This is a genomic window from Streptomyces harbinensis (assembly GCF_900116145.1).
Classification (GTDB): Bacteria; Actinomycetota; Actinomycetes; order Streptomycetales; family Streptomycetaceae; genus Streptomyces; species Streptomyces carpaticus.
Window position 1 is genome coordinate 177,022 of the sequence record NZ_FPAB01000008.1, and the last position, 22,592, is coordinate 199,613.

At 74.2% G+C, this 22,592-nt stretch carries 20 protein-coding genes; 9 read left to right on the forward strand and 11 right to left on the reverse strand.

Annotated elements, in window-relative coordinates:
• The first annotated feature begins 4 nt into the window (after window positions 1-4).
• Entirely contained in the window at window positions 5-433 is a 429-nt protein-coding gene (locus BM385_RS21450) for a PPOX class F420-dependent oxidoreductase (protein WP_026047542.1), read from the forward strand.
• A gap of 6 nt (window positions 434-439) precedes the next feature.
• Here BM385_RS21450 and BM385_RS21455 read toward each other — a convergent pair whose 3' ends face one another.
• Window positions 440-1,144 carry an NERD domain-containing protein gene (locus tag BM385_RS21455; protein WP_093844064.1) on the reverse strand — a complete coding sequence of 235 codons (705 nt, stop codon included), beginning with the start codon at window positions 1,142-1,144 and terminating at the stop codon, window positions 440-442.
• Window positions 1,145-1,217: 73 nt separating this feature from the next.
• On the opposite strand from BM385_RS21455, the gene BM385_RS21460 reads away from it, so the two are divergent.
• On the forward strand, window positions 1,218-1,619 hold the full coding sequence (locus tag BM385_RS21460) for an NUDIX hydrolase (RefSeq protein WP_019434482.1): 402 nt from the start codon (window positions 1,218-1,220) through the stop codon (window positions 1,617-1,619).
• Between the two features lie 8 nt (window positions 1,620-1,627).
• Window positions 1,628-2,302: a TetR/AcrR family transcriptional regulator gene (locus tag BM385_RS21465; protein WP_051131162.1), complete on the forward strand. Its 675-nt coding sequence runs from the start codon at window positions 1,628-1,630 to the stop codon at window positions 2,300-2,302.
• 49 nt (window positions 2,303-2,351) lie between these two features.
• Here BM385_RS21465 and BM385_RS21470 read toward each other — a convergent pair whose 3' ends face one another.
• From BM385_RS21470 to BM385_RS21480, 3 genes are all read right to left on the reverse strand, one after another.
• Window positions 2,352-3,230 (reverse strand): alpha/beta hydrolase, encoded by an 879-nt coding sequence (locus tag BM385_RS21470; RefSeq protein WP_019434484.1) that lies wholly within the window; start codon window positions 3,228-3,230, stop codon window positions 2,352-2,354.
• Window positions 3,231-3,348: 118 nt separating this feature from the next.
• Window positions 3,349-5,181: an ABC transporter ATP-binding protein gene (locus BM385_RS21475; protein WP_093844065.1), complete on the reverse strand. Its 1,833-nt coding sequence runs from the start codon at window positions 5,179-5,181 to the stop codon at window positions 3,349-3,351.
• Between the two features lie 100 nt (window positions 5,182-5,281).
• A complete protein-coding gene (locus BM385_RS21480; RefSeq protein ID WP_093844066.1) occupies window positions 5,282-7,156 on the reverse strand; it encodes a DUF2264 domain-containing protein in 1,875 nt (624 codons plus the stop codon).
• Between the two features lie 119 nt (window positions 7,157-7,275).
• Between BM385_RS21480 and BM385_RS21485 the strand changes: the two genes are divergently transcribed.
• A complete protein-coding gene (locus tag BM385_RS21485; protein ID WP_093844067.1) occupies window positions 7,276-8,865 on the forward strand; it encodes a phytoene desaturase family protein in 1,590 nt (529 codons plus the stop codon).
• 78 nt (window positions 8,866-8,943) lie between these two features.
• Here the strand turns inward: BM385_RS21485 and BM385_RS21490 are convergent, their stop codons facing one another.
• Window positions 8,944-10,947 carry a glycoside hydrolase family 31 protein gene (locus BM385_RS21490; protein ID WP_093844068.1) on the reverse strand — a complete coding sequence of 668 codons (2,004 nt, stop codon included), beginning with the start codon at window positions 10,945-10,947 and terminating at the stop codon, window positions 8,944-8,946.
• Between the two features lie 143 nt (window positions 10,948-11,090).
• On the reverse strand, window positions 11,091-12,170 hold the full coding sequence (locus BM385_RS21495) for a LacI family DNA-binding transcriptional regulator (protein WP_093844069.1): 1,080 nt from the start codon (window positions 12,168-12,170) through the stop codon (window positions 11,091-11,093).
• Between the two features lie 155 nt (window positions 12,171-12,325).
• Between BM385_RS21495 and BM385_RS21500 the strand changes: the two genes are divergently transcribed.
• The 3 genes from BM385_RS21500 to BM385_RS21510 all read left to right on the forward strand — a co-directional run bounded on the left by BM385_RS21500 (window position 12,326) and on the right by BM385_RS21510 (window position 15,222).
• On the forward strand, window positions 12,326-13,345 hold the full coding sequence (locus BM385_RS21500; protein WP_093844070.1) for a hydroxyacid dehydrogenase: 1,020 nt from the start codon (window positions 12,326-12,328) through the stop codon (window positions 13,343-13,345).
• Window positions 13,346-13,486: 141 nt separating this feature from the next.
• Window positions 13,487-14,434, forward strand: coding sequence for a hypothetical protein (locus tag BM385_RS21505; RefSeq protein ID WP_093844071.1), 948 nt, complete (start codon window positions 13,487-13,489; stop codon window positions 14,432-14,434).
• A 194-nt stretch (window positions 14,435-14,628) separates the two neighbouring features.
• Entirely contained in the window at window positions 14,629-15,222 is a 594-nt protein-coding gene (locus BM385_RS21510) for a lytic polysaccharide monooxygenase auxiliary activity family 9 protein (RefSeq protein WP_019434492.1), read from the forward strand.
• A 107-nt stretch (window positions 15,223-15,329) separates the two neighbouring features.
• On the opposite strand, the gene BM385_RS21515 is transcribed toward BM385_RS21510, so the two are convergent.
• The 4 genes from BM385_RS21515 to BM385_RS21530 all read right to left on the reverse strand — a co-directional run bounded on the left by BM385_RS21515 (window position 15,330) and on the right by BM385_RS21530 (window position 17,856).
• Window positions 15,330-15,752 (reverse strand): DUF7144 family membrane protein, encoded by a 423-nt coding sequence (locus tag BM385_RS21515; protein WP_093844072.1) that lies wholly within the window; start codon window positions 15,750-15,752, stop codon window positions 15,330-15,332.
• Window positions 15,753-15,961: 209 nt separating this feature from the next.
• Window positions 15,962-16,561, reverse strand: a complete 600-nt coding sequence (locus BM385_RS21520) for a hypothetical protein (RefSeq protein WP_019434494.1) — start codon at window positions 16,559-16,561, stop codon at window positions 15,962-15,964.
• A 769-nt stretch (window positions 16,562-17,330) separates the two neighbouring features.
• Complete coding sequence (locus BM385_RS28405) at window positions 17,331-17,579, reverse strand: DUF6886 family protein (protein ID WP_337489097.1); 249 nt, start codon at window positions 17,577-17,579, stop codon at window positions 17,331-17,333.
• The gene (locus BM385_RS21530) at window positions 17,488-17,856 is read right to left on the reverse strand and encodes an ArsR/SmtB family transcription factor (protein WP_019434496.1); all 369 of its coding nucleotides are present in this window, start codon (window positions 17,854-17,856) and stop codon (window positions 17,488-17,490) included. The genes BM385_RS28405 and BM385_RS21530 overlap by 92 nt, the downstream gene beginning before the upstream one ends.
• 199 nt (window positions 17,857-18,055) lie before the next feature.
• Here BM385_RS21530 and BM385_RS21535 point away from each other — a divergent pair, with 199 nt between their 5' ends.
• Both BM385_RS21535 and BM385_RS21540 read left to right on the forward strand, forming a co-directional pair.
• Window positions 18,056-19,828 (forward strand): ABC transporter transmembrane domain-containing protein, encoded by a 1,773-nt coding sequence (locus tag BM385_RS21535; RefSeq protein ID WP_093844073.1) that lies wholly within the window; start codon window positions 18,056-18,058, stop codon window positions 19,826-19,828.
• Complete coding sequence (locus tag BM385_RS21540; protein WP_093844074.1) at window positions 19,825-21,645, forward strand: ABC transporter ATP-binding protein; 1,821 nt, start codon at window positions 19,825-19,827, stop codon at window positions 21,643-21,645. The genes BM385_RS21535 and BM385_RS21540 overlap by 4 nt, the downstream gene beginning before the upstream one ends.
• 130 nt (window positions 21,646-21,775) lie before the next feature.
• Here the strand turns inward: BM385_RS21540 and BM385_RS21545 are convergent, their stop codons facing one another.
• On the reverse strand, window positions 21,776-22,561 hold the full coding sequence (locus tag BM385_RS21545) for a metal-dependent hydrolase (protein ID WP_026047544.1): 786 nt from the start codon (window positions 22,559-22,561) through the stop codon (window positions 21,776-21,778).
• Window positions 22,562-22,592 lie beyond the last annotated feature (31 nt).

Consider the following 22,592-nt stretch of genomic DNA (forward strand, 5'->3'; position numbering starts at 1 on the left):
GCCCATGGGACATGTGATGACCTCCGAGGAGTGGCGGGCCTTCGTCGCCGCCGGCACCAGGACCGGGAAGCTGTCGACGGTGCGCGCGGACGGCGGTCCGCACGTGGCGCCGGTGTGGTTCGTGCTGGACGGCGACGACATCGTCTTCAACACCGGCGCGAACACCGTCAAGGGCCGCAATCTGGCCCGGGACGGGCGGGCGGCGCTGTGCGTCGACGACGAGCGGGCCCCGTACAGCTTCGCCGTGCTGCGTGGCCGGGTGCACCTGAGCGAGGACCTGGCGGAGGTCAGGGAGTGGGCCACCCGGATCGCGGCGCGCTACATGGGCGAGGACCGGGCGCGGGAGTTCGGCGAACGCAACGGTGTCCCCGGTGAGCTGCTGGTCCGGATGCGGGTGGAGCACGTCTCCGCCGTCGCCGATCTGGCCGAGTAGGCGGCGTCACAGGCCGCGCCAGGTGCGGCGGTCGCGGGCGACGCCGTGGATGGCGCGGATCAGGTCCGGGGTGAGGAGGGCCCCGTACCGGGTGAGCCCGTCCACCTGGTGCTCGCGCAGCACCCGTACGTCGTCGGGCACCGCGCCGTACCCGACCTGCCCGGCGGTGACGCAGATCAGCACCGGGGAGACCGTCACCGGGAAGCCGCAGCCCCGGGTGAGGGCGTGGGCCGCGAGGGCGGCGCCGCGCCGGCAGTGCCGCAGATGGGGCTCGCCGCGCCGGGCCCCGGTGCGTACCTGTTCGTCGTCCGGGTCGCCGACGCGCAGCGGCCCGCGGGCGTGGGCCACCGTGTGACAGCCGAACACCCCGGCCGGGCCGATCGCCAGATGGGAGAGGGTGGCGGCGCCCGGCAGCGGCAGGGAGTGCAGGATCTCCCAGCCGGCGCCGGCCAGCCGGTCCAGAGCGGCGCCGGCGGAGCGTTCCCCGGCGAGCCGCTCCCGCAGGGCCGCGGTGTCCCGGTCCCGGCCGAGCAGGGCGCGGACGAGCCGGCCCCCGCGGCTTTCGGGCCGGTCGGCGAGGAGGCCGTACAGCGTCTCACCCGGCCGGTTGGGGGCCAGGTCGTCGTCGGGGTGCAGCCACAGCGGACCGTCGCGCCGCGGGCCCGGGTGCGCTTCCCGGCCGGGCTCGATACCCCACTCACTCGGGTCCATGACACCATCGTCACGGCCCGGCCGCCCACAGGCATCCCGTCGGGCCCGGACGTGGCCGAAGGAGTACGGAATCGTGGCGGGGCTGATCGACACCGTGGCGTGGGTGCATCTGGACCGGGGGCGGATCCTGGGGGTGCGCTCCCGGGGCAAACGGCTGTTCTACATTCCCGGCGGCAAGCGGGACGGCGCGGAGAGCGACCGGGAGACGCTGCTCCGGGAGGTGCGCGAGGAGCTGACCGTGGCACTGGTGCCGGAGACGGTGGCCCATGTGGGAACGTACGAGGCCCAGGCGGACGGGTACCCGGAGGGCACGCTGGTGCGGATGGCCTGCTACACGGCGGACTTCCGCGGGACTCTCGCCGCGAGCAGCGAGATCGAGGAACTCGCCTGGCTCTCGCTGGCCGACAAGGAGCGCACGGCGCCGGTGGACCACGCGGTGTTCGAGGAACTGGCGGCGGACGGGCGACTGCGCTGACGCATACCATGACCGTTGACCCAGGAGGTGACCCGGTGGGGGATGCGGCACATGTCGACGGGCGGGTGGAGCGCGGGAACGCCACCCGCCGGCTGGTGCTGCGCCGGACCATGGACGTGGCCTCGGTGGAGGGCCTGGGCGGGCTGTCGATCGGGCGGATCGCCGGGGAGCTGGGGCTGAGCAAGAGCGGGGTGTTCGCGCTCTTCGGCTCCAAGGAAGAGCTTCAGCTGGCGACGGTGCGGGCGGCGCGGTCGGTGTTCGTACGGCGCATCGTGCAGCCGGCGCTGGAGGTGCCCGAGGGGCTGGGGCGGGTGCTGCTGCTGTGCGACGGGTATCTGGAGTACTCGCGCGGGCGGGTCTTCCCGGGCGGCTGCTTCTTCATCGCGGTGGCCACCGAGTTCGCCGCCCGCGAGGGCGCGGTGCGGGACGCGGTGGCGCTGGCCCGCGAGGAGTGGGACCGGCTGGTCCTGGACACGCTCGCGGGCGCGCGGGCGGTGGGTGACCTGCGCGAGGACGCCGATGTGACGCAGCTGGCGTTCGAACTGGTCGCCCTGATGGACATGGCGAACACCACCTCGGCCCTGTTCGGGGACGAGTCGGGGTACGGGCGGGCGGCGCGGGCGGTACGGGAGCGGCTGCGGTCGGCCGCCGCTCCGGGCACCGGGGCACCGGAGCCCCGCTGAGCGCCGCGTCCCGGCGGACGGCCGCCGGGACGTGAGGCGTACGGGGCCGTCAACCCTCCGGGAGGGCCTCATGGACCGGGTCGGTCGCCGAGACGAAGTCGAGCACGCTGTCGATGACGTGCGGGTCCCGGATGATCCGGCGGTGGCCCAGCCCCCGGGTGACGAGCAGGTCGGCCCGGTCGCCGTAGATCTCGGCGATGCGGCGGGCGTGGGCGACCGGGATCATGTCGTCGTCCTCGTCGTGGACCACGAGGAGCGGCAGCGTGAGCCGGTCGGGCCGGTAGGTGGCGGAGAACCGCTCCCAGATGGCGGGCACGCCGGGGAACACCTCCTCTTCTATCCGGGTGCGCAGCAGGGTCCTGGCGCGCCCGGTGAGGCCGGCGCCGGCGCAGAACGAGTCGGCCAGGAAGTCGAAGCCGGGCATCGGGGCCAGCGCGATCAGCCGGGTGGCGGTGACCTCTTCGCGGACCGCCCAGAAGCCGGCGAGCGCGCCCACCGAGTGGCCGATGACCGCCTCGTAGTGGCCGTCCGCGGGGGCGAGGAGGCGGGCCGTGGCGCCGTACTGGAGGATCGTGGCCTCGCCGGCGGGGGACTCCCCGTGGCTGGGGGCGTCGAAGGCGACGGGGCTGTAGCCGCGGTCGGTCAGCGCACGGACGAGGGGCGCGAAGCGGGAGGCGCGGAACATCCAGCCGTGCAGCAGGAGGACCGGGCGCTCGCCGGTACCCCAGCGGTAGACGGCCACGTCCTGCCCGTCCACGGTGAGGGTCCGGGCGCGGGCGGCTCGCATCACCGGCTCCTCCTCGGGGTGCCGGCGGGCGGTGGCGCGGGGGCGGCGGAAGGCGGGCAGTGCGGCCCGGACGGCCAGTGAGGGTGCCACCCGGGAGGTGAGGCGCAGGGCGCCGCGGGTGAGGTCGGTGGTCACGGCCATGCTGGATCCCCTCGGTGGGACGGTTGGCTGGCGAGATGTTAGCACGACCGTTCGCATAGTTTTCCTGTTCCGCCGGGGCGGCCCGCGCCCGGCGGGGACGGGCGCGGAAAGGCGCTGGTCAGGGCGCCGGGTCCAGGGCGGCGCGCTCGGCGGCCGGCTCCCCGTCGCGGCGTACCAGTTCGGCGTACCGGCCGCCCAGGGCGAGCAGTTGGGTGTGCGTACCGCGTTCGGTGATCCGGCCGCCGTCCAGGACGACGATCTCGTCGGCGTCGCGGACGGTGGACAGCCGGTGGGCGATGGTGATGGTGGTCCGGCCCGCCGACAGCGCGTCGATGGCCCGCTGGACGGCGTGCTCGGTCGCGGTGTCCAGCGCGCTGGTGGCCTCGTCGAGCACGAGCACCGGCGGGTCGCGCAGGATGGTCCTGGCCAGGGCGAGCCGCTGCTTCTCCCCGCCGGAGAACCGGTAGCCGCGCTCGCCGACCACGGTGTCGTACCCCTGCGGCAGCGCCGCGATGTGGTCGTGGATCTGCGCGGCGCGGGCGGCGGCCTCGATCTCGGCGTCGGTGGCGTCCGGCTTGGCGAACCGCAGATTGTCGGCCACCGAGGCATGGAAGAGATAGGTCTCCTGGGAGACCACGCCGACGGCGCGGGCCAGGGAGGCGAAGTCCAGCTCCCGGACGTCGATGCCGTCCAGCCGGACGGTGCCCCCGGTGACGTCGTAGAGGCGGGGCACCAGATAGCTCAGGGTGCTCTTGCCCGAGCCGGTGGGGCCGACGACGGCGAGCGAACCGCCGGCCGGCACCGTGAGATCGATGTCGCTGAGGGTGGGCGGCGCGGCGGGGTCGTACCGGAAGGACACCCCTTCCAGCCGGATCTCGCCCTTGGCGCGCCGCAGTTCCACCGGGTCGGGGCGCTCGGTGATGCCGACGGTGAGGTCGAGGTACTCGAAGATGCGCTGGAAGAGAGCGAGGGACGCCTGGATGTCCACGCCGGTGGAGAGCAGGGACACCGCCGGGCGCAGCAACCCCTGCTGGAGGCTGACGAAGGCCACCAGAGTGCCGATGGAGGGCGGGGTGCCGCCGAGTTGCAGCAGGACGCCGGCCGACCAGTACAGCAGGGCGGGGATGGCCGCCATGATCATGCCGATGGTGGCCATCCGCCAGCGGCCGGCCATCGAGGCGCGGATCTCCAGGTCGGCGAGGCGGGTGGACTCCTGGGTGAAGTCCCGGGTGAGGCTGTCGGCGCGGCCCATGGTGCGGCCGAGCAGGATGCCGCTGACCGAGAGGGACTCGGTGACCATGGCGGCCATGGTCGCCATCTGCTTCTGGCGCTGCGCGGTGATCCGTTTGCGCTCGCGGCCCACCCGGCGGGCCAGCCAGACGAAGAACGGCAGGAGGGCGAGGGAGAGCAGGGTCAGCCGCCAGTCGAGGGCGAGCATGGCCACCAGGGTGGCGACGACGGCCGTGACGTTGGAGACCAGGGAGGTCGCGGTGGAGGTGACGGTGGCCTGCATGCCGCCGATGTCGTTGGCGATACGGGACTGGACCTCACCGGTGCGGGTGCGGGTGAAGAACGCCAGCGGCATCTGCTGGAGCTTGGCGTAGACCTGGGTGCGCAGGTCGTGCATGACCCGCTGGCCGACGGTGGTGGAGATGAGGGTCTGGAGCACGCCGAAGACGCTGCTCATGACGGCGGTGACGATCATGCCCAGCGCGAGGAGGGCGAGCAGGGTGGTGCGCTGCTCGGGCAGCGCGGTGTCGATGATCTCCCGGAGCAGGAACGGGGAGGCCACGGCCACCAGGGAGGAGGCGCCCACGAGCAGGGCGACGACGGCCAGGCGGGAGCGGTAGGGACGGAAGAGGGCGAGGATACGGCGGATCTGCGCGGGGTGCTGCGGTGCGGCCGGATCGGCGACCGGTGCGCCGGTCCGCCAAGCGGTGTCGTGCGGCATGTGCTCCTTCGGAGGGTGTCATGGGGGGACAGCCCTCCAGCGTACGCGCGGGGACGGGTGCGTACGGGGGGAAGGGGCGGTGGCGGGCGGCGGCGGGTGCTCAGTCGGCCCGTACTGCGCGGGAGGTGATGCGCAGATGGCGCCGGGGGCCGTCGGTCCACTCCACGGTGATGCGGGTGGCGGCCTCCGGGTCGGGGGCGGCGGCGTCCGCGGTGCCGGCGGCCGGGGTGGTCACCCGTACCCCGGCCAGGGACGACAGCGGTGGCGGTGCGTTGTCGCCGGTCAGCCGGGCGAGGGAGATGAACAGCCGGTCGCCGGGGGCTTCTCCGGTGCGTCCGGTGAGGACGGGGACCCGGGCATCGGTGGTGAAGGCGGTGGAGAGGCCGGACAGCGATCCGTCAGCGGTGTAACCATGCACCGGATGCAGTTCGGAGTGCAGCCCCTCCCCCGCGGCCCATCCGGTGAGCCGGACCGGCGTCCCCGGCGCACTGTCGATCATCAGATGAATACGGACCTCGGCGGCGCCGTGGGCCAGCACCACGGAGACCACCCGCTGCCCGCCCGCATCGTGTGCCGAGGCGATCCAGCCGTCCCCGGCCCCCAGCGGCTCGATCGCGGAACGGGCGGCCCAGCTGCCGTCGAGCAGCGGACCGAAGTGGTTGTCGGCCGCCGGGCCGGCGTCCACCGGGGTGGGCCCGGTCACCGTCGAGTAGCCGGACCGGGTGTAGTGCGGGTCGTAGCGCGCGTCCTCGCTGCCGTGGTTGTGCAGGCGCACCACCCCGTCGGAGGCGGTGGACTGGAGCAGCCACCCCGGAACGGGCAGCGCGGTGACCGCGTCGGCGCGTTCGGCCGGGCCCGGCTCCTCGGTGGCGGTCCACACCGGATGCTCGGCGGGCAGCAGCAGCCCGGTGAACGCCTTGCTCGCCCAGTACGGCGACGCCGGGCCCGAGTAGCGCTGGAGGACGCCCCGGTACGGCCCGTGCCAGCCGAGCGACAGCAGCCCCTCGGGGCCCACCGCGCCCCGGTCCAGGAAGTAGCGCAGCGCTCCGGAGGCCAGCCGGCGGGTGACACCGGGCGCCAGCGGGGTACGGCCGGTCAGCGCGCCCAGCCACAGCGGTGCGGTGGTGGCCATCCGGTAGGTGAGCGACCGGCCCTGGTGCAGGGGCGCGCCGTCGCCGCCGAACAGCCGGGCATAGTCGGCGAGGTGGACGGCGAGCCGGTCGCCGTACCGCTCCAGGGCCGCCGGGTCCCCGGACTGCCAGGCGTGCAGCACCGGGTAGAGATGCATCGCCCAGCCGTTGTAGTAGTCGAAGTGCCGGGCCGGGCCGTCGCTGTACCAGCCCGCTCCCCGGTACCAGGGCTCGATCCGGTCCAGGCCGCGCGCGATGGCCGCCTCGGCCGCCGCCCTCGTCTCCCCGGCCTCCCCCGTCTCCGCGAGGAAGCCGCCCACGGTGACCGGGAACAACTCCCAGTTGCACTCCCACGCCTGTGCGGTGAGGGCGTCCGACAGCCAGCGGACGGCCCGCTCCCGTACCTCCCCGGGCAGCCGGTCCCACAGCCAGGGCCGGGTCAGCCGCAGCGCCAGCGCGATGGAGGCGGCCTCCACCAGCGGCTGGCTGCGGTCGGTGATCAGCGGCCAGTCCTCGGGCCCGGCCCCGCCGGGGGTGCGGGTGCCGGCGTCGAGACCGGCCGCGTACCGCTCCAGGAACCCGTGCGGGTCCGCGCCGCCGGCCCCGGCCACCCGGAAGGCGGCCAGCAGGAACGTCCTGGCGTACCCCTCCAGTCCGTCCGAGCGCGGCCCCGAGCCGCTGGGCGGGCCGCCGGGCAGGTGGTAGAGCGCCCGGCCGCCGGTGGCGTACGGGGCGACCGCGTGCAGCAGGCCGTCGGCGACCGCCTCCCAGTGGGCGCGGGTCCACCCGGTGTGCGGGCTCAGCGCCCGGTCCTCGTCCGGCAGGGTGAAGGGGTGCTTGGCCATGCGCGTGCCACCTGATCGTCGGGGCTGGTCCGCCGGGCACCCTATGCCAGACAGTAAACGCTTTCCAGACCCCGGCCGGGATGCTGGCCGGAAAGCGGCGGGCGTGCTAGTCAGGCCCCATGCCTGCCCACTCCTCGTACGACGCCGTGATCGTCGGCGGAGGCCACAACGGCCTGGTCGCCGCCGCCTACCTCGCCCGCGCCGGGCGCCGGGTGCTGCTGCTGGAGCGCCTGCCGCACACCGGAGGCGCCGCCGTCTCCGCCACCGCCTTCCCCGGGGTGGCCGCCCGGCTGTCGCGGTACGCCTATCTGGTGAGTCTGCTCCCCGAGCACATCGTGCGGGACCTGGGGCTGCGGCTGACCCCGGCCAAGCGCGAGTTCTCCTCGTACACCCCGGCGGTGCGCGCGGGCCGGCCGACGGGTCTGCTGGTGGGCGGCGGCACGGAGCGCACCCGGGAGTCCTTCGCCGCGCTGACCGGCTCCGACCGGGAGTTCGAGGCGTGGCAGGAGTTCTACGCCACCACCCGGCGGCTGGCGGCGCGGGTCTTCCCCTCGCTCACCGAACCGCTGCCCACCCGGGCCGCGTTGCGGGAGCGGGTGGCGGACGACGCGACCTGGCACGCGGTGTTCGAACAGCCGCTGGGGGTGACGATCGAGGAACGGTTCGCGGACGACCTGGTGCGCGGTGTGGTGCTGACGGACGGTCTGATCGGCACCTTCGCCTCGGCGCACGATCCGTCACTGCGGCAGAATCGCTGTTTCCTGTACCACGTGATCGGCGGCAGCACCGGCGACTGGGATGTGCCGGTGGGCGGCATGGGGGCGGTGACCGACGCGCTGGCGGCCTCCGCGCGGCGGGCCGGGGCCGAGCTGGTGACCGGGCACGAGGTCACCGGCGTCACGCCGGACGGCGGGCCCGGCGGACGGGTGGAGGTGCGGTTCAGCGACGGCGAGCGCGAAGGGGCGGTCGGCGCGGAGCACGTACTGGTCAACGCCTCGCCCCAGGTGCTGGCGCGGCTGCTGGGCGGGGCGGCGGCACCGCCCGGGCCGGCGGAGGGCGCGCAGCTGAAGGTGAACATGCTGCTGCGCCGGCTGCCCCGGCTGCGGGACCCCCGGGTCGATCCGCGGGAGGCGTTCGCGGGGACGTTCCATGTGGCCGAGGGCTACGCGCAGTTGGAGAGCGCCTACCAGGAGGCCGCGGCCGGGCGGGCGCCCTCGGCGCCGCCCGGTGAGCTGTACTGCCACTCGCTGACCGACCCCTCCATCCTCTCCCCCGAACTGGCCGGGGCCGGGTACCAGACGCTGACCCTGTTCGGACTGCACACCCCGGCCCGGCTGTTCGGCCCGGACGGGCGTGCCGAGGCCGAGGTGCGGGACACCCTGCTGGCGGCGGCGCTGGCGCAGCTGGACGAGCACCTGGCGGAGCCGGTCCTGGACTGTCTGGCCGTGGACGGGGAGGGACGGCCGTGTCTGGAGGTGAAGACCCCGCTGGACCTGGAGCGCGATCTGTGGCTGCCGGGCGGCAACATCTTCCACGGGGACCTGGACTTCCCGTTCCGGGAGGACGGGGCGGACGGGCGGCCGGCGGGGCGCTGGGGGGTGGAGACCGAGCACGAGCGGATCGTCCTGTGCGGCTCGGGTGCGGCACGCGGCGGGGGCGTCAGCGGCGTCCCGGGGCACAACGCCGCCATGGCGGTGCTGGGGCGGTAGGACGGCGGGGCGGCGGGACCGGCCGGCTCCCGCGGTGCGCGGCGCGCGGCGCGCGGGAGCCGGCCGGAGGCGCGCCGGTCAGCCGTCGGCCGGGCGGATGGGCAGGGTGCGGCCGGCACGGACGTACAGCGGGATGCGCTCCAGCGGGGCGGCGGCGCGCACGGTGCCGCCGCCCTCGTGCCAGGTGCCGTCGTGGGCGTCCTGCCAGCGGCTGCCGGCGGGGAGGTACACCTGCCGTTCCCGGACGCCCGGTCCGGCGACCGGGGCCACCAGCAGATCCGGCCCCAGCAGGAACTGGTCCTCCACCTCCCAGGCGGCGGGGTCGTCGGGGGCGTCGTAGAAGAGCGGGCGCATCGGCGGGGTGCCGGTGCGGTGCGCGATGTCCATCTGCTCCTGGACGTACGGGCGCAGCCGTTCGCGCAGCAGCAACTGCTCACGGATGAGGGGGTAGGCGGGCCCGTAGGACCAGGGTTCGTTGGGGCCGCCGGTCATGGTGACGCCGAAGGGCTCGTTGGGGTCGCGGTCACCGTGCAGCCGGAACAGCGGGCAGTGCACGCCGTACTGGAACCAGCGCACCATCAGCTCCTGGTAGGCGGGGTCGGCGGGGTCGCCGCCGTGGAAGCCGCCGATGTCGGTGGTCCACCAGGGGATGCCGCTGAGCGCGACGTTCAGTCCGGCGCGTATCTGGGTGCGCAGGGAGTCGAAGGTGGCGGGGATGTCGCCGGACCACAGGGCGGCGCCGTAGCGCTGACTGCCGGCCCAGGCGGAGCGGTTGAGGGTGAGGATCTCCTGCTCGCCTTCGGCGGTGAGTCCTTCGTGGAAGGCGCGGGCGTGTTCTCGGGGGTAGAGGTTGCCCACCCGGCGTCCGTCGCCGGCGGCGTACTGTGCGCGTTCCTGGAGGGGCGGGGCGAGGTCGGGTTCGTCGGCGTCCAGCCAGAAGACCCGGACGCCGTGCCGGTGGTAGCCCTCGCGCACCGCGTCCCACAGCAGCCGGCGGGCGTCGGGGTCGGTGGGGTCGTAGTAGTGGGTGGGGGCGAAGCCGCCGGGGGCGGGCCAGTTCTGGGTGATCACGCCGCCGTGCCGGTCGGCCACCAGGCCGCCGGTGGCGCGCAGGGCCGGGTAGTGGGTGCTGTCGGGGTGGACGGTGGGCCAGACGGAGACCATCAGGCGGACGCCGAGCGCCTCCAGTTCGGCGACCATGGCCGCCGGGTCCGGCCAGTCGGCGGGGTCGAAGCTCCAGTCGCCCATCTGCCGCCAGTGGAAGAAGTCGCTGACGATGACCGAGAGCGGCAGCTCACGGCGGGCGAACTCGCGTGCGACCGCCAGCAGTTCCTCCTGGCTGCGGTAGCGCAGCCGGGACTGCCAGAAGCCGGTGGCCCAGTACGGCAGCGGGGGCGGGTGGCCGGTGGCGGCGGCGTAGGCGGCCATCAGATCGGCGGGGGTGTCGCCGGCGGTGATCCAGTAGTCGATCTGGTCGGAGCGTTCGGCGACCCAGCGGGTGGCGTCGTGGGCGAGTTCGACGCGGCCGAGCGCGGGGTTGTTCCAGAGCAGGCCGTAGCCGCGCGAGGAGATCAGCAGGGGGATGGACACCTCGGCGTTGCGCTGGGCGAGTTCGATGACCAGGCCCTTCTGGTCGAGGCGGCCGTGCAGATGCTGGCCGAGTCCGTAGAGCCGTTCGCCGGGGTGGGCGGCGAAGCGCTGTTCGAGCCGGTAGCCGCCGTCGCCGTGCGGGGTGTGGGTGCGCGGCGGGGGCCAGCCCTTGTACGGCTCGGCGTCGGCGAGCAGTTCCTCGCCGGTGGCGGTGTGGGTGAAGCGGAGCCGGCCGCGGGCGTCGAGGTGGGCGGTGATGCGGCCGTTGACGAGGCGGGCGCCGCCGTCGCCGGTGGTTTCGGTGTGCGCGGTCGGGGCGCCGGGGGCGGTGCCGGGCGGCTGGTCGTCGAGGGCTCCGGGGGCGGTGCGGCGGATGCCGGCGGCGCCCGCGCGGACCCGGACGGCGTCGCTGCCCCAGGGTTCGACGCGCAGGACTTCGGACGGTGCGAGCCGTTCCAGATGGTGTGGGTGGACGGTGACGGTGGTGCTCATGCGTGCTGCCCTCCGCTGGGTGGCGCTCCTTCCGGATCATGGTCGCCCCGGCGGGGGGTGGCGGAAACCGGCCGCGTGTTGCGGAAACTTTCGGGTTCCCGGTGGGCCCGGCGGCCGGGCCGTCCCGGCCCGGCGCGGAGGGGTCAGCCGGCGGACGGGGCCGGGCGGGCCAGCGGGGCGGTGGAGTCGCGGATCACCATGTGCGTACCGAGCACGGCGTGCTGGGCGGCGGCGGAGACCTCGCCCTCGCGCAGCCCGAGGGCCAGCCGGACGGCGGTGCGGCCGACCTCCTCGTACGGCACGTGCACGGTGGTCAGCTGGGGGCGCAGATCGGTGGCCGGATCGACGTCGTCGTAGCCGGTGAGGGAGACGTCCTCGGGGACGCGCAACCCGTGGTCGCCGAGGGCGGCCAGCGCGCCGGCCGCCACGGTGTCGGTGACGGCGCACACCGCGGTGAAGTCGCGGCCCGCGCGCAGCCGGGCGGACAGTTTGTCGTAGGCGTCCACACGGCTGAACTCGGCGGCGGTGACCAGGCTGTCGTCGGCCGGCACGCCGTGGTCGGCGAGAGCGCGGCGGTAGCCGGCGAGCCGGCCGGCCGCGGTGGTGGAGCCGTTGGCGGCGGCGCCGAGGAAGAGGATGCGGCGGTGTCCCTGGACCAGCAGCCGGCTGACGACGGCGTAGGCGCCGCCCTCGTTGTCGTACTCCACGACGGTGGCCGGAACGCCCTCGCCGAGCGGGGGCCGGCCGCACAGCACCAGGCGGGACCCGGAGGCGTCCAGGGAGTGCGCGATGGCGGTCATCTGGCTGCGGTAGGCGGCGTCGTCGACCACGCCGCCGATGAGGATGACGGCGCCCGCGCCCTGTTCGCGCATGGTGCGCACCACGGACAGTTCGCGCTCGGGGTCGCCCTGGGTGGTGCAGATGAGGCAGATCCGGCCGCGCCGGGCGGCCTCCTCCTCGACGCCGTGGGCGACGGAGGCGAAGGAGGCGCCGCGCACGTCGTTGAGGACGAAGGCGACGGTGGGAGTGCCCCGGCCGCGCAGGGCACGGGCGTGGGTGTTGGCGACGTAGTCGAGGTCCTTGATGGCGCGCAGCACGCGCTGCCGGGTGCGCTGGGCGACGGGGTAGTTGTCGGCGAGGACGCGGGACACGGTGGCCATCGACACCCCGGCCCGCTCCGCGACGTCGCGCAGGGTGGCCGGCGCTCCGCCGGCCGGCGTCATGGCCGCGCTCCGCGGAAAGCGTTTCTCCTCATTCAGCGCAGTCTAACCACAGGAAGCGGCGGTGGAGTTCGCCGCTTCCCGCCCTTGACGTGGTATGGGGCAGGTGTTCAGGGTGGACAGACAACGTTTTCTGAAATGGGAGCTGACCAGCACCAATGCCCAGCATCAACAACGGCGGCGCGCGTCCCGCCGCGCTGTTCGTCATGGACCCGGTGCATCTGGACCGGCTGTTCCCCCCGGCGGTACGGAAGCGGCTGTCGGAGGTGCTGCGGCTGCCGGAGAGCGCCGCCCCGCACCCGGCGGCGGCCCCGGACATCGACCCGGCGGAGGTGGAGGTGCTGATCACCGGCTGGGGCTGTACGCCGCTGACGGAGCCGGTGCTGGCCGGGCTGCCGCGGCTGCGGGCGGTGCTGCACGCGGCCGGCAGCGTCAAGCACCACATCACCCCGGCGTGCTGGGAGCGCGACCTCGTGGTGTCCTCGGCCGCCGCCGCCAACGCGCTGCCGGTCGCCGAGTTCACGCTCGGCGCGATCCTGCTCAGCGGCAAGAACGCGCTGGGCACGGCGGCCCGGTACGCGGCCGGGGGCCGACCGCCGACCGTCGCGCAGACGTCCGCGTTCGGCAACTACCGGCGGCGGATCGGCATCGTCGGGGCGTCGCGGATCGGGCGCCGGGTCATCGAGCTGCTGCGCCCGTTCGACTTCGAGGTGGCGGTGCACGATCCGTACCTGCCGAAGGAGCAGGCCCGCGAACTCGGGGTGCGGCCGCTGCCGCTGGACGAGCTGTGCGCGGTCAGCGACGTGCTGAGTCTGCACGCCCCGGCCGCGCCCGCCACCCGGGGGCTGCTGGACGCCCGCCGGCTGGCGTTGCTGCCGGACGGCGCCACCGTGATCAACACCGCCCGCGGATCGCTGGTCGACCACGCGGCGCTCGAGGCGGAGTTGGTGTCCGGCCGGATCACGGCGGTCCTGGACGTCACCGAGCCGGAGCCGCTGCCGGCCGACTCTCCGCTGTTCGGACTGGACGGTGTGCTGGTCACCCCGCACATCGCCGGGGCGCTGGGCAATGAACTGGAGCGGCTCGGCGACCTGGTCGCCGACGAGGCGGCGGCGCTGTGCGCGGGCCGTCCGCTGGAGCACCGGGTGCACCGGTCGGATCTGGACACCATCGCCTGAGCCGGTGTCCGGGCGGCAACCTCCGGGGGAACGGGCGGCGACGCACGGCACGGACGGGGCGCGGGCGGGCGGTGCGGTACGCCGCCGGCCGGCGCCGGCCGTCCTGCCCCCTCCCCCGACCCGTTCACCCGAGGAGAGTGCATGTCCCCCCTGAAGTCCGCGCGCCGCTGGCGCGCCACGCTGGTGACCGCGGTGGCCGCGGCAACCCTGGGCATCGGAACGGCGCTGACCGCACCCGCCACGGCCGCCGGACCCCCGGCGGCGCAGACGGCGGTGGTTGCGCCGCAGGAGAGCGACGCGACGGCGGCGGCCCCGCAGGCGCCGGCGGACGCCGCCACCACGGCCGACTGGAACCCGCCCGCCCATCTGGTGCAGCCGCTCGACGAGGTCTGGCGGCACGTGGAGCAGACGTACGGGAACCTGTACGGCTTCCGCAACTACGGCTGGGACCAGCTGATGGCGAACGGCGGCGGCCATCTGAACTACTGCGTGCGCTGGGAGTCCGGCGCGCCGGTGAGCGCGCAGTTGCGCGACCAGGTGCACCGGGTGCTCCAGGAGCAGTCCGACAAGTGGTACGACCGGATGCGCGGCTTCGACGGATTCCCGCAGGCCCGGGTCCAGATCAACGTGGTCGGCTGGGCCACCGCGAACCGCTCCACCTTCCAGTGGGACGACGACTCCGTCGATCTGTACATCGGCAACCTGGACGGCGCCGGCGCGCCGCAGTGCGCGCCGGAGTGCGGCCGTTTCTTCAACCAGGACGGCAACTACACGCGGTGCCCGGGCGGGGCGGCCCGCCACTACGACCAGTCGCTGTGGCTGACCGACGGCTTCGGCGGCGGCGCCGGGGGCGACTGGGGCCAGCGGATCGGCCGGGAGTACTTCGTCGGGGCGCTGAACCAGCCGGACATCCACATCCTGCTGCACGAGATCGGGCACACGCTCGGCCTGGACGACTTCTACGACTGGACGCCCACGGGGGTACCGAACTTCCTGATGAAGGCGGGGACGGCCACTCAGGTCACCGAGTTCGACGTGTGGATGGCACGTGACTTCTGGCGGCACATGAAGTACCGCTACGACCTCTAGTCACGGGGCCGCACGCGCCCGGGTCCGGCCGGTGGAACACCCACCGGACCCGGGTCGCGGCATGCCCGGAGCCGGCCGTGCAATTGGTCTGGACATGACGGAAGGACCGGCGCTACCGTCGGAGTTGGTCTGGACCGCAGCACTCGCACCCGTGCACGGAGCTTCCTTCCCCCCACATCTCCGGGAGCGACAGCATGCGCAGAAAGATCACCGCCGCCGCCACGGGGCTCGGACTCGCCGCCATCACGGTCCTCGGCACCGGCGGCACCGCTCACGCCCACGGCTACAGCACCGCACCGACCAGCCGCCAGTCCTTCTGCGCCCAGGGCGTGGCGAGCAACTGCGGAGAGATCCAGTGGGAGCCGCAGAGTGTGGAAGGCCCCAAGGGCTTCCCGCAGTCCGGCCCCGCAGACGGGCAGATCTGCGCGGGCGGAAACTCCCGGTTCGCGCAGCTCGACGACCCGCGCGGCGGCGCCTGGCCGGCGACCCGGCTGACACCGGGCCAGGGCTACACCTTCACCTGGACCTTCACGGTCACGCACAGCACCAGCGACTTCCGCTACTACATCACCCGGGACGGCTACAACCCCGGCACGCCGCTGACGCGGGCCGACCTGGAGCCGCAGCCGTTCATGACCGTACCCCTGAACGGCCGGCACCCGGCCGCCACCGAACGGCACCAGGGCACCGTGCCCACCCAGAAGTCGGGCCGGCATCTGATCCTCGCGGTGTGGGACGTGGCCGACACCGGCAACGCCTTCTACTCCTGCTCGGACGTGGATCTGTGACAGGCGGCCGGGCCGGCCGCTGAGCCGGCCGGCCGCACGCCGCCTCCGCCGACCGCCGCTGCCGCCGGGTGCCACGCGATGACACCCCGGCGGCAGCGGTACCCATCTCAGCGGGCGGGCGCGCACAGGGTGTGCAGGGTCAGCACACACAGACCGATGAGCAGCGCGGACCACAGCGGGAAGGCCGCGAAGAAACCCGCCTGGCCGATGGCGGCGACCATCACCACGGTGACGGCCGCGCCGGTGGCCCGGGGGCGGCGCCGCTGGAGCGAGGCGCCGAGGGCCAGCTGGACCGAGCCGAGCAGCGCAAAGACCGTCCCCCATACGGGATAGTCCAGGGCCATCAGCCCGCCGGGGCCGACCGCGAAGTAGTCGGGGCGCCCCAGCGCGGTCAGACCGGACAGCAGATGGAACGCGCCGAGCAGCGTCAACAGCAGTCCGGCGTACCGGAGGCGGCCGAGCGGTGCGATCGGACCGGGGACGCCGGCGGACGGCGCGTCCCCGGCTCGTACGCTCGGCACGGTCCCCATGACGGTTCCTTTCGACGGCATCCGGCCCCACCCCTCCCATTACGGACGCCGCGCGGCGCGCTCACCCGCGCGCCGGGGCCGTTCGGGTCAGGGCCGCCGGGCAGTCGGGTGCCCGGCCCACCGGGCCGTCCGTGGGCGGCGGTCCGGTGGGCCGGGCGGGGCGGGCGCGGGGGGAGGCCGTCACTCACTCCCCGCGCGCCCGCGGTCCCTCAGCGCAGCCAGGAGTGCCTGGCCACCAGCGGCAGCCGCGCCCAACGGCCGCCCAGCCCCCAGGTGCGGCCCGCCGAGCACAGCGCGAGGACCACGAGCGCGACGAGGTAGACGATGTGCTGGTCCACCAGCGGGTTGGGCGACATGCTCGGCGTACCGTCCGACAGATGCCGGGCCGGCGGCCACTCGGCGATCCACAGCGTCAGCAGCATCAGGCCGCCCGCCAGGGCGGTGAGGCGTAACGCGACCCCGGCGACCAGGGCCGCACCGATGCCGAGCATGCCGGCCATGTACGCCCAGTCGACCCAGACCTGACCGGCCATGGAGCGGAAGACGGACTCCAGGGGCCCGGCGCTGACCCCGGAGAGATAGCCACTGGCCGGCGAGCCGCCGTTCAGCCAGGAATTCTGCGAGGCGGTCGCGTAGCCGAGTCCGAAGGTCTTGTCGACGAAGGCCCACAGGAAGATGGCGCCGGTCGCGATCCGCAGCACCGCGAGCGCGCGGTGCACCGGGAGCGGCAGCGCGGGTTCGGCGGACGCGGGTGGCGCGGAGCGCCGGGAGACGGGGGCGGAGGGTTCCGCGGTGAGGGGGGTTGGCATGGCGAGAGGCCCTTCTCGGTCATGGTCGTGGACGGGTTCGGCCGCCGGCCGGGCCTCGGCGAAAGCGCCGGGGAGAGAACGGCGCGATGGGAGCGCTCCCGGACGGCGGCGCACGCGTGGCACATCGTGCGGAGCGGCGCCGCGGCCACCCCGGGCGGTCGCCCGGCTGGAGGCGACGGCCGCCCGGGGCGGGATCCGCACCGGTCCCTGCCGTCCCTGACAGGACCGGAGCGGCGCGGCGCCCGCGACCCCGCCGGGGCTCCCCTGTGCAGGGGCCCGGAGCGGCGGCACACCGGCGGGCGCGGAGCGTGGATGCGGAAGTGGGGCGATCGCCGCCCACCGGGGGCGGCGTCGCCGTCGTACACCGGGTCCTACAGACCCTCTCCCCGGCTTCGCCGGTTGAACGCGCTGAGCCGGTTGGCCTCCCGCAGCCGCACCCGCAGCAGCGGGCGGGGCTCGGGGGCCGGGCGGCCGGCGGTGCACGTGCCGGGGGGCCGGGTCACCGGCCCGGTGGTCATGGGGCGGCCCTGCCGGGGCGGACGCGGGGTGACGTGGGGGGTGTCATGGCTGCGGCCCTTCCTCGTGGTGCGGGGCGAGCTGGACCACCGCTGAGCGGGAGCGCGCCACGCGACCCGTATGGGAGCGCTCCCACTCAGCGGGGATGCCCCTCATGGTGGGAGCACGGGTGCCGTGCGTCAACACCTCGCGCATTACTTTTCCGAACGGGGATCAGCCCGCGGGGCCGGGATCGGCCGAGGCCGGCTTCGCATTACGCAGCCGGATGCCGCTGAACCCCCAGACTGCTGCCGGTCACGGCGGCCCAGTACGGCCACAGGTTGTCGAGAACCCGCAGCTGGATCCCGGCCGCCCGGTGCAGCTCCAGCAGATCGCCCACGGGTTCGGCCGGCCCCAGCGGCCGGACCGGCTCAGGAGGGCTGGGGCTGGGGGTGGTCGTCGCGGAGGCCCAGCCTGCGGTGCTCGATGTGGTAGACGGCCTCGTCCAGTAGCTGGGCCACATGGTGGTCGTGCAGGCTGTACACGATTCTGCGGCCCTGGCGGCTGCCGCTGACCAGGCTGAGGGTGCGCAGCAGGCGCAGCTGGTGGGAGACGGCGGACTGTTCCATGCCCACGGCGGCGGCGAGTTCGGTGACGGGCAGCGGGCCTTCGCGCAGCCGGGCGAGGATCAGCAGCCGGGAGGGGGTGGCGAGCGCCTGGAGGGTCGCGGCGACGGATGCGGCGCTCTCCGCGTCCAGTTTGGCGGCCGGGGCGGCCCGGCGGTCGGCTCCATGTCCCATTCGGGCATGGTACGTGGCGCGGGCGGATGGCCGGGAGCGCGGCAGTCGATGGGAACGTATTTCCGGAGGATTATCCGAGGTTTTCCTCGGCGCCGGGCGAAAGCGGGTGAGGGCCCGCAAAAACCCGTTGCTTTTCGCGGGCGCGCGCCGTGAGGCTGGGCAGGTTGCCCAGTTCCGCACGGACCGACTCTGGGATGTCATGCACATTCGCGACCTTCCGTATTCCGACCCCGGTGAACCCGACGTACGTTCCGGTTTCCGCTTTCTCCTGTGGCTGTTCCGCCATCAGCTGGGCGGCCAGACCCGGGCCCTGCTGTGGGGCACCCTGCACCAGGCGAGCATCGCCCTGCTGCCGCTGGTGCTCGGCCTGGTGGTCCAGGCGGTGGTGCACCGCTCGGGCCGTGAGCTGGCGCTGAGCGGTCTGCTCATGCTGGCCATCTCGCTGGCCATGACGCTGGCGGACACGATGCTGCACCGGCAGGCCGTCACCAACTGGATCACGGCGGCGGCCCGGGTCCAGCAGTTGCTCGCCCGGCGGACCACCCAGCTGGGCGGGATGCTCACCCAGCGGGTGGCGGCGGGCGAAGTCGTCAAGGTCTCCACCGGTGATGTGGAGAAGATCGGCTGGTTCGTCGAGTCGGTCTCCCGGTTCGGGGCCGCCGTCGTGGTGGTCCTGTCCGTGTGCACCGGCCTGATCGTCTTCGAGCCCCGGCTGGGGCTGCTGGTGGCCGCGGGCGTCCTGGCCGTGGTGCTGTCCTTCGTGCCGCTGCTGCCGGCCGCCGTGCGGCGCGCCGACATCGAGCGCGGCAAGTCCGGCCGGGCCACCGAGCTGGCCTCGGACACGGTCGCCGGGCTGCGGGTGCTGCGCGGCATCGGCGGCGAGGAGCTGTTCCTTGAGCGCTACCGGCGGGCTTCGCAGGAGGTGCGGGCCGCCTCGGTGCGCAGCGCCCGGATGTGGTCGCTGATCGACGCGGTGCAGGTGGTCATGCCGGGGCTGCTGCTGGTGGCGGTGGTGTGGCAGGGGGCCACGATGGCGAGCGAGGGCCGGATCTCGGCGGGCGCGCTGGTCACCGTGTACGGGGCGGCGACCTTCCTGATGTTCCCGCTGCGGCTCTTCCAGGAGACGGCGATGGCGTTCACCTTCTCCCGTCCCTCCGCCAAGCGCGCGGTGCGGGTGCTGGGGCTGCTGCGGGAGTCCGGGCCGGCGGACGCGGCCCGCGGGACGGACGGGGCGCCGCGCGGTGATCTGCGCGACCCGGCCAGTGGGCTGGTGGCCCGGGAGGGCCTGCTGACCGCCGTGGTCTGCGGGGATCCGAACACCGCCGAGCGGCTCGCCGGCCGGCTCGGCGGCCATCCGCTGCACGAGGGGGAGGAACCGTCGGCGCTGCTGGGCGGGGTCGCGCTGGACGGGCTGCCGCTCGCGGTGGCACGGACGGCCGTTCTGGTGCAGGACAAGGACCCGGTGCTGCTCTCGGGAACACTGCGGGAGCTGCTCGCGGTGCCCTCCTCCGGGCGGGTCACGGTCGAGGAGGCGCTGGGCGCGGCGCAGTGCGGGGATGTGCTGGAGGCGCTCTCGCGTGCGGCGGCCGGGCCGCAGGGCGATCCGATGGCGGCCCGGATCACCGAACGGGGCCGCTCGCTGTCCGGCGGGCAGCGGCAGCGTCTCGCGCTGGCGAGGTCGCTGATCACCGACCCGGAGGTCCTGGTGCTGGACGAGCCGACCTCGGCGGTGGACTCGCACACCGAGGCGCGGATCGCGGCGGGGCTGGCCGGTCTGCGGGCCGGGCGCAGCACGGTGGTGTTCACCTCCTCGCCGCTGCTGCTCGATCGCGCGGACGCCGTGGTGTTCGTCGATGAAGGCCGCGTCGCGGCGCAGGGGACCCACCGGGACCTGCTGGAGACGCATGCCGGCTACCGGGCGGTCGTGACCCGGGAGCCGGAGACCACCCACTACGCGGAGGAGACGGCATGATCGGGGTTTCGCCGCCCGAGTACGATCCGTCGTCCGTGGAGCACGCCACCACGCTGCCGGTGGCGGGCCGGGCGACGGTGCGGGCGTACGTACGGGAGTTGCTGCACCGGCACCGGCGGGCGTTCGCCGTGCTGGTGGGGGTGAACACGCTGGCGGTGCTCGCCTCCATGGTCGGCCCCTACCTGCTGGGCCGGGTGGTACAGGATCTGGCGGCGGGTGCGAAGGATCTGCGGCTGGGGCCCACGGTGGCGCTGTTCGCGGTGGCGCTCGCGGTGCAGGCGTTCTTCGTCCGGATGGTGCGGCTGCGCGGTGCCGTGCTGGGCGAACGGATGCTGGCCGATCTGCGCGAGGACTTCCTGGTGCGGTCGGTGGGACTGCCGCCCGGGGTGCTGGAGCGGGCCGGGACCGGTGATCTGCTGGCGCGGATCAACACGGATGTGGACCGGCTCGCCCAGGCGATGCGGGAGGCCGTGCCGCAGCTGGCGATCGCGGTGGTGTGGGCGGGGCTGCTGCTCGGCGGGATCGTGGTGACCGCTCCGGCGCTGGGGCTGGCGGCGCTGATCGCGCTGCCGGTGCTGGTGGCGGGGTGCTGGTGGTACTTCCGCCGGGCGCCGGGTGCCTACCGGGCGGAGGCCGCCGGGTACGCGGCGGTGGCCGCGGCGCTGGCGGAGACGGTGGACGCGGGGCGGACCATCGAGGCGCACCGGCTGGAGGCGTCGCGGGTGGAGCTGTCGGAACGACGGGTTTTCGAATGGACGCGGTGGGAGCGTTACACACTGTGGCTGCGGACCGTGCTGATTCCGACGATCAACGTCTACCACTCGCTGATCTTCGCCGGGGTGCTGCTGCTCGGCGGGGTCTTCGTGCTCCAGGACTGGCTTTCGGTGGGTCAGCTGACGACCGGGGCGCTGCTGGCGCAGATGCTGGTGGAGCCGATCGGGATGATCGTGCGCTGGTTCGACGAGTTGCAGGTGGCGCAGGTGTCGCTGGCGCGGCTGGTGGGGGTGCGGGAGGTCGAGGACACGGACGCCGACGCGTCGCTGTCGCCGCAGGGCCGGGAGCTGACGGCGCGGGAGGTTCGGTTCGGCTATCTGGCGGGCCGTGACGTCCTGCACGATGTGTCGCTGCGGGTGCCGCCGGGGACGCGGATGGCGCTGGTGGGCCCTTCGGGCGCGGGCAAGTCGACGCTGGGGCGGCTGCTGGCCGGGATCTACGCGCCGGGCAGTGGCGACATCACGCTGGGCGGGGCGCGGCTGTCCGGAATGCCGGCGGAGCGGGTACGGGAGCAGGTGGCGCTGGTCAACCAGGAGCACCATGTGTTCGTGGGGCCGCTGCGCGACAATCTGCTGCTGGCCCGGGAGGGCGCGACGGACGCGGAGTTGTGGGCGGCGCTGGGTGCGGTGGACGCGGACGGCTGGGTCCGGGCGCTGCCGCGGGGTCTGGACACCGAGGTGGGGTCAGGGGCGGTGGCGGTGACACCGGCGCAGGCGCAGCAGATCGCGCTGGCCCGGCTGGTGCTGGCCGATCCGCACACGCTGGTGCTGGACGAGGCGACGTCGTTGCTGGATCCGCGTGCGGCGCGGGATCTGGAGCGCTCGCTGGGGCGGGTGCTGCACGGCCGTACGGTGATCGCGATCGCGCACCGGCTGCACACCGCGCACGACGCGGATGTGATCGCGGTGGTGGAGGACGGCCGGATCAGTGAACTGGGCAGCCATGACGAACTGGTGGCCGCCGGCGGGGCGTACGCGGCGCTGTGGCGCTCCTGGCACGGGTCCCCTTCCCGGGAGGACGAGGCGGGCCGTCTGGTCCACTGAGGACCGGCCGGACGGCGCGGGGACGTCCTCCCCGGCCTCGCCGGGGAGGACGTCCCAGGACCCGGTGGCGCGGGCCGCCCGTTTCCGGGCTCCGTGCTCCTGGCCGGGAGTCGGGGCGGCGGGGGGTGGGTCAGGCGGCCAGGACCAGGGCGCCGATGCCGCTGGCGGCGCCGACCACCATGAAGACCGGCATCAGCACCTTGTTCTCCACCCAGGCGCCGGCCTTGAAGCGCATGAAGGAGGGGGTGCCGATGGGGTACCAGCGGCGGCCCTTGATGGTCAGCGGCCACAGCACGGGGACGCCGGAGATGGTGAGGGCGTCCCCGAGGTTGTGCACCATGGCGCCCAGCACGATGGGGATGCCGAGCCAGAGATAGGGCTCGGCGAACAGCCAGGTGGAACCGTTACCGGGCTCGTCCAGGACGGCGGCCAGGATCCAGGCGCTGGTGGCGCCGAGCAGCCACACCAGGACGTCGCTTGACATCCGCGCCATCCGCCACAGCAGCCCCTCCACGGCGAGCACCATGTGGATGAAGAGGATGATGAGCACGGCCCAGCGCCCGAAGAGCACGGCTGCGGCCGAGAAGCCGGCGCCGATGAGCAGGGCCCAGACCCAGGTGTGGGTGAGGGTGCGGTGTCCGCCGGTGCGGCGCCGGTCGCGCCGGCCGCGGGTGGCGTTGTAGACGGTCACCGAGAGCTTGTCGATCAGTCCGGCCAGCCATCGGGAGGGTGGGCCGAAGGCGCGCGAGATCGTGGCGCCCTTCTGGTCGAGGTCGGGTGCGAGGGCAGCGCCCGCGCAGATCAGTGTCCCGGCCAGCAGGACGGGCCAGGGCATCGGATGGTCCGCGGCGGCGGCTACGAGGCCCACCCCCAGCCAGGCCATCGCGCCGGACAGTGAATGCGCCGGTCCCATCATTTGGCAGCGCCCCCGCCTTCTACTCGTCGTC

Bases quoted from the DNA above. Each gene is read 5' to 3' on its own strand.
- BM385_RS21540 (WP_093844074.1), top strand. From the start codon at position 19,825: ATGATCGGGGTTTCGCCGCCCGAGTACGATCCGTCGTCCGTGGAGCAC.
- BM385_RS21495 (WP_093844069.1), bottom strand. From the start codon at position 12,170: ATGACGCCGGCCGGCGGAGCGCCGGCCACCCTGCGCGACGTCGCGGAG.
- BM385_RS21470 (WP_019434484.1), bottom strand. From the start codon at position 3,230: ATGGCCGTGACCACCGACCTCACCCGCGGCGCCCTGCGCCTCACCTCC.
- BM385_RS21450 (WP_026047542.1), top strand. From the start codon at position 5: ATGGGACATGTGATGACCTCCGAGGAGTGGCGGGCCTTCGTCGCCGCC.
- BM385_RS21465 (WP_051131162.1), top strand. From the start codon at position 1,628: ATGACCGTTGACCCAGGAGGTGACCCGGTGGGGGATGCGGCACATGTC.
- BM385_RS21510 (WP_019434492.1), top strand. From the start codon at position 14,629: ATGCGCAGAAAGATCACCGCCGCCGCCACGGGGCTCGGACTCGCCGCC.
- BM385_RS21475 (WP_093844065.1), bottom strand. From the start codon at position 5,181: ATGCCGCACGACACCGCTTGGCGGACCGGCGCACCGGTCGCCGATCCG.
- BM385_RS21455 (WP_093844064.1), bottom strand. From the start codon at position 1,144: ATGGACCCGAGTGAGTGGGGTATCGAGCCCGGCCGGGAAGCGCACCCG.
- BM385_RS21490 (WP_093844068.1), bottom strand. From the start codon at position 10,947: ATGAGCACCACCGTCACCGTCCACCCACACCATCTGGAACGGCTCGCA.
- BM385_RS21530 (WP_019434496.1), bottom strand. From the start codon at position 17,856: ATGGGACATGGAGCCGACCGCCGGGCCGCCCCGGCCGCCAAACTGGAC.
- BM385_RS21520 (WP_019434494.1), bottom strand. From the start codon at position 16,561: ATGCCAACCCCCCTCACCGCGGAACCCTCCGCCCCCGTCTCCCGGCGC.
- BM385_RS21535 (WP_093844073.1), top strand. From the start codon at position 18,056: ATGCACATTCGCGACCTTCCGTATTCCGACCCCGGTGAACCCGACGTA.
- BM385_RS21545 (WP_026047544.1), bottom strand. From the start codon at position 22,561: ATGATGGGACCGGCGCATTCACTGTCCGGCGCGATGGCCTGGCTGGGG.
- BM385_RS21515 (WP_093844072.1), bottom strand. From the start codon at position 15,752: ATGGGGACCGTGCCGAGCGTACGAGCCGGGGACGCGCCGTCCGCCGGC.
- BM385_RS21505 (WP_093844071.1), top strand. From the start codon at position 13,487: ATGTCCCCCCTGAAGTCCGCGCGCCGCTGGCGCGCCACGCTGGTGACC.
- BM385_RS21500 (WP_093844070.1), top strand. From the start codon at position 12,326: ATGCCCAGCATCAACAACGGCGGCGCGCGTCCCGCCGCGCTGTTCGTC.
- BM385_RS21485 (WP_093844067.1), top strand. From the start codon at position 7,276: ATGCCTGCCCACTCCTCGTACGACGCCGTGATCGTCGGCGGAGGCCAC.
- BM385_RS28405 (WP_337489097.1), bottom strand. From the start codon at position 17,579: ATGTGGCCCAGCTACTGGACGAGGCCGTCTACCACATCGAGCACCGCA.
- BM385_RS21480 (WP_093844066.1), bottom strand. From the start codon at position 7,156: ATGGCCAAGCACCCCTTCACCCTGCCGGACGAGGACCGGGCGCTGAGC.